Source organism: Cellulomonas biazotea (assembly GCF_004306155.1).
Taxonomy (GTDB): domain Bacteria; phylum Actinomycetota; class Actinomycetes; order Actinomycetales; family Cellulomonadaceae; genus Cellulomonas; species Cellulomonas biazotea.
In genome coordinates this window covers 1-3,901 of record NZ_BIMR01000331.1, presented here as the reverse complement: position 1 = coordinate 3,901, position 3,901 = coordinate 1, and the positions used below count along the sequence as shown (strand labels likewise).

6 protein-coding genes are annotated in these 3,901 nt (G+C 76.1%); 3 read left to right on the top strand and 3 right to left on the bottom strand.

Annotated elements, in window-relative coordinates; genetic code table 11:
• Positions 1 to 601 (top strand): alpha/beta fold hydrolase (locus CBZ_RS17985; protein ID WP_130782843.1); only part of this gene is annotated, 601 nt, incomplete at its 5' end.
• A gap of 149 nt (positions 602 to 750) precedes the next feature.
• Positions 751 to 1,218 carry a pyridoxamine 5'-phosphate oxidase family protein gene (locus tag CBZ_RS17980; protein WP_130782842.1) on the top strand — a complete coding sequence of 156 codons (468 nt, stop codon included), beginning with the start codon at positions 751 to 753 and terminating at the stop codon, positions 1,216 to 1,218.
• Between the two features lie 13 nt (positions 1,219 to 1,231).
• Here the strand turns inward: CBZ_RS17980 and CBZ_RS17975 are convergent, their stop codons facing one another.
• The 3 genes from CBZ_RS17975 to CBZ_RS17965 form a co-directional block, all read right to left on the bottom strand.
• The gene (locus tag CBZ_RS17975; RefSeq protein ID WP_130782841.1) at positions 1,232 to 2,023 is read right to left on the bottom strand and encodes a transglutaminase-like domain-containing protein; all 792 of its coding nucleotides are present in this window, start codon (positions 2,021 to 2,023) and stop codon (positions 1,232 to 1,234) included.
• Positions 2,024 to 2,168: 145 nt separating this feature from the next.
• On the bottom strand, positions 2,169 to 2,981 hold the full coding sequence (locus CBZ_RS17970; protein ID WP_130782840.1) for a hypothetical protein: 813 nt from the start codon (positions 2,979 to 2,981) through the stop codon (positions 2,169 to 2,171).
• Positions 2,978 to 3,619 (bottom strand): SigE family RNA polymerase sigma factor, encoded by a 642-nt coding sequence (locus CBZ_RS17965; protein WP_307720764.1) that lies wholly within the window; start codon positions 3,617 to 3,619, stop codon positions 2,978 to 2,980. The genes CBZ_RS17970 and CBZ_RS17965 overlap by 4 nt, the downstream gene beginning before the upstream one ends.
• Before the next feature lie 127 nt (positions 3,620 to 3,746).
• Here CBZ_RS17965 and CBZ_RS22045 point away from each other — a divergent pair, with 127 nt between their 5' ends.
• Positions 3,747 to 3,881, top strand: a complete 135-nt coding sequence (locus CBZ_RS22045; RefSeq protein WP_281274903.1) for a hypothetical protein — start codon at positions 3,747 to 3,749, stop codon at positions 3,879 to 3,881.
• Positions 3,882 to 3,901 lie beyond the last annotated feature (20 nt).

Here is a 3,901-nt window from a genome sequence, read left to right as displayed (position 1 = left end):
GGTCGTCGCGTACGACGCCCCCAGCCACGGCCGCTCCGGCCCCGGCGCCTACGGGCCCCGTCAGAGCACGCTGCCCGAGATGGTCGACACCCTCGCCGCCGTCGTCGCCGCCCACGGACCCGCCCACGCGGTCGTCGCGCACTCCCTCGGCGGCACCGCCACCGCGAGCGCGGTCCTCGATGGTCTCGACGCCCAGCGGGTCGCGCTCGTCGCGCCCATGGCCGACCCGATCCCGTACACGCGCGACCTCGCCGACGTCCTCGGGTTCGGCGAACCCACCCGGCAGCGGTTCCTCGCGCTCATGGAGCGCCGCGCCGGCCGCCCGCTCGCCGACTTCGACGTCGCCGCCGTCGCCGCCCGGCACCCGCGCCCCCTGCCCGACGCCCTCGTCGTGCACGACACCCTCGACAAGGAGGCGCACCACGCCGACGGTGCCCGCCTCGCCGCGTCGTGGCCCGGGGCACGGTTCCTCAGCACGACCGGGCTCGGGCACCGCCGCATCCTGCGGGACCCCGACGTCGTGGCGGCGCTGGTCGCCCACGTGACGGGGACGGGCGACGGGGTGGCCCCGGACGGCCGTCGGGAGACGTCGGGGGCGTGACGGCCCCAGGCGGCCCCGGCGGCCGAGGTGTCGGTCGCGTGCGAGGCGTCCGTGGCGGCCGTGGTCGGTAGCCTCGGCTGCGGTCGGCCGACGTCGTACGACACGGCGGCCCGGCCCCGACCCGCACCGTCGAGCGACCGAGGACACCGATGACCGACCCGAGCCCGGCCGGGCCCCGCACCCTGGCGCAGCGCACCGACGACACCCGCCACCGCCTGCGCACCGACGTCGACGTCTGGGTGGGCACCGCCGACCCCGGCACGGGCGAGCCCTACCTGGTCCCGCTGTCCTTCCTCTGGGACGGGGAGACGCTGCTCCTGTCGACGCCCGCGTCGTCACCGACCGCCCGCAACCTCGTCGCGACCGGCCGGGCGCGCCTGGCCCTCGGCGAGACCCGGGACGTCGTCCTGGTCGACGCCGACGTCGAGGCCTCCGACGCGGTGCCCGACGACGTCGGCGACGCGTTCGCGACCGCCACCGGCTTCGACCCGCGCACGCTGCGCCAGCGGTACACGTGGTTCCGCTGCCGCCCGCGCGGGATCCAGGCGTGGCGGGAGGCCGACGAGCTCGCGGGCCGTGACGTGCTGCGCGACGGCCGCTGGGTGGCCGACGCCTGACGCCGGGCGCGCGTCAGCCCAGGGTGACGAGCGTCCGCACGTCGTCGTCGGGCAGCACGTCCACGACGGCCGACACCGCGACCTCCCGGAGCGTCGCCAGGCCGTCGTACACCGACAGGAACGCCGTGTCCGCGGCGTCCCGCCCGGTCGCGATCCGCACGAGGGTGCCGCGCGGCGCGAGCGTCGTCGCGTCGACGACCCGCCACGCACCGTCGACCCACGCCTCGGCGACGGCGTGGAAGTCCATCGGGTCGAGCCCGGGCGCGTAGACGGCGACGAGCCGCGCGGGCACGTCGAGCGCGCGGAGCAGGGCCACGACGAGGTGCGCGTAGTCGCGGCACACGCCCTGCCGGGCGAGCAGCGTGCGCAGCGCCCCGTCCGTCGGCAGCGACGACCCGGGGACGTACGCGAGGCGCGTCCCGACCCACGACGACACGGCCCCGAGCAGGTCGGCCCCGGACAGGCCCGCGAACTCGGCGCGGGCCGTCGGGGCGAGGGCGTCCGACTCGCAGTACCGGCTGGGCCGCAGCGCGCGCAGCCGGTCGCCCTCGTCCGCGCCTGGGGCGTCGAGCCGGCCGCGCACGGTCGCCCGGTAGTCGACGACGACCTCGCCCGGGTCGGCGTCGAGGACGTGCAGGCGCGTGCCGTGCGCGTCGGCGACCTCGCGCACCGTGACGGGGGAGCCGTCGACGGTGACCGTGAGCGACTCGTCGGCGTCGTGGCCGGTCGCGACGGCGACGGCGAGCGCGAGCGTCGCCCGCGACGTGACGTCGACGGTCAGGTGGGCGGAGACGTCGCGCAGCATGCGGACGATTCTGGGCCGCGGACCGTCCCGGCGCGCGGCGGAGGCCGTTGCCGGCACCGGGTCTCGCAGGGGCGACCGGGGAGCACGCCGGCCAGCGCCCGACGTGTCCGGCCCGATCCGAGGGACTGGCGGCCGAACCGAACCGTCATTCCCCGGGAACACCGGTCCCGGGGACCGTCACCACGGTGCCGTCCGACCGCGTCACCTCGAGGGTGTACCGCAGCGCGCGAGCGCCGACCCACCACGCGACGACAAGACCGTCGGCGACGGTCGCCTCGATCCGTGACCCTGAGGGAGCCACGTACGTGACGGCCGAGACGTCAGGGCCGACCCGGCCGACCAGCACGACCACGAGCTCGTCGACGACGGACGCTGACGAGTACGTGAGCACCGAGACGCCGTCGGGTGTCGGAGGGGTGCCGGTCGGCATCGACCACATGACGCCTTCGGTCGGTTCTTCCAGGCACGTCGAGACCCAGGCCTCGTTCGCCTGCACGAGGAACCGGGCATCGGCCCGCTGCTCGGCGACGACGGGCGCGAGGCCGTCGGCCTCCTGCGGCGGGATCCCCCCGACGTCGCCAGGCTCGCCCGGCCGTGCTACCGCGTCGCACGCGTCGGCGAGATCCCCGACCGCTGCCCCGTCGAGGGGCGTCGCGGACGAGTCGCCGAGCGCGCCGCGGGAGCGGCCCGTCTCCGCGACGGCTGTGCTCGGTGCGCCGTCAGCCGGGACGGATCTCACCGCGGGCGGCCACGTGGAGATCACAGGGCCGACGAGCAGGGCGACGGTCGTCGTCGCCACCCCCGCCGTGCTCCAGGCCGTGACGGTCCGGCGTGCGGCGCGGCGGCGCCCCGCCCGGACGGCGGCCGGGACGTCGGTCGGCACGTGCGGCGCGAGGCTCGCGGCGTGGGCGCGCAGCGTGCGGACCCACTCGTCGTCCTCCAGCGCTTCCGGGCTCATCGGGCGTCCTCCGTCGTCGTGTCGTGCGGTCCGGGTCCGTCAGGTGGCTGCGGGGCGGTTCCCAGGTCGCCGAGGCTGGAGCGCAACGTCCGGAGTCCGCGCGACGCCTGTGTCTTCACGGTGCCCACCGTGACGCCGAGGTCGGCAGCGACCTCGCGCTCGGACAGGCCCATCAGGTAGCGCAGGACCACGACGCGACGCTGCCGGACGGTGAGCAGGGCGAGCGCGCGCACGAGCTCGTCGCGCTGCTCGACGACCAGGCCCGCACCGTCGTGCGGGAGGTCGGGGACGTCGTCGGGCGCGACGAGGACTTCCCGGCGCCGCCGACGCCACAGGTCGATGCGGGCGTTCGCGAGCACGCGTCGTGCGTAGGCCGTGGGGTTGCTCCGGCGGGCGCGCGGCCACGCCACGTAGGTCCGCACGAGGGACTCCTGGACGAGCTCGGCCGCGAGGTGGCGGTCGCCCGTCAGGTACCACGCCGTCCGCTCCAGCTCGGCGCGGGCGGCCGAGGCGAACAGGCTGAACTCGGCGTCGCGGTCCATCGCGCGCGAGTCGTGGAGGAGGACGTCGACGTCGTCCTGCCACCCGGGCGCGCCGTCGGGTGGGTCGGGCACGGCTGCCGTCACGAAGGTGGTCACACTCCTCCACACGCACGACGGGGCACGGAGGTTGACGTCCGCGGCCCGATGGAGTCCGGGGTGCTCCCGGAGCGGGTGAGAAAACTACTCGCGAGTATCAAAGTCGGGGGTGCCCTCTCCTGGTCCGGTGTTGCTGCCCGGCACTGCAGCGCACCGGACGACCAAGCAAGGGGGTGAATGGGAGATGACGATCGAGATCATGGAGGTCGAGGAGATCACCGCGACGCGGATCCACCTCGACCCGGAGGCCGGCGGCGCCTGATCGGCGCGCGCACCGAGGCC

Excerpts from the sequence above, each read along its gene's own strand:
- CBZ_RS17980 (WP_130782842.1), top strand. The coding sequence starts at position 751 with ATGACCGACCCGAGCCCGGCCGGGCCCCGCACCCTGGCGCAGCGCACC.
- CBZ_RS17975 (WP_130782841.1), bottom strand. The coding sequence starts at position 2,023 with ATGCTGCGCGACGTCTCCGCCCACCTGACCGTCGACGTCACGTCGCGG.
- CBZ_RS17970 (WP_130782840.1), bottom strand. The coding sequence starts at position 2,981 with ATGAGCCCGGAAGCGCTGGAGGACGACGAGTGGGTCCGCACGCTGCGC.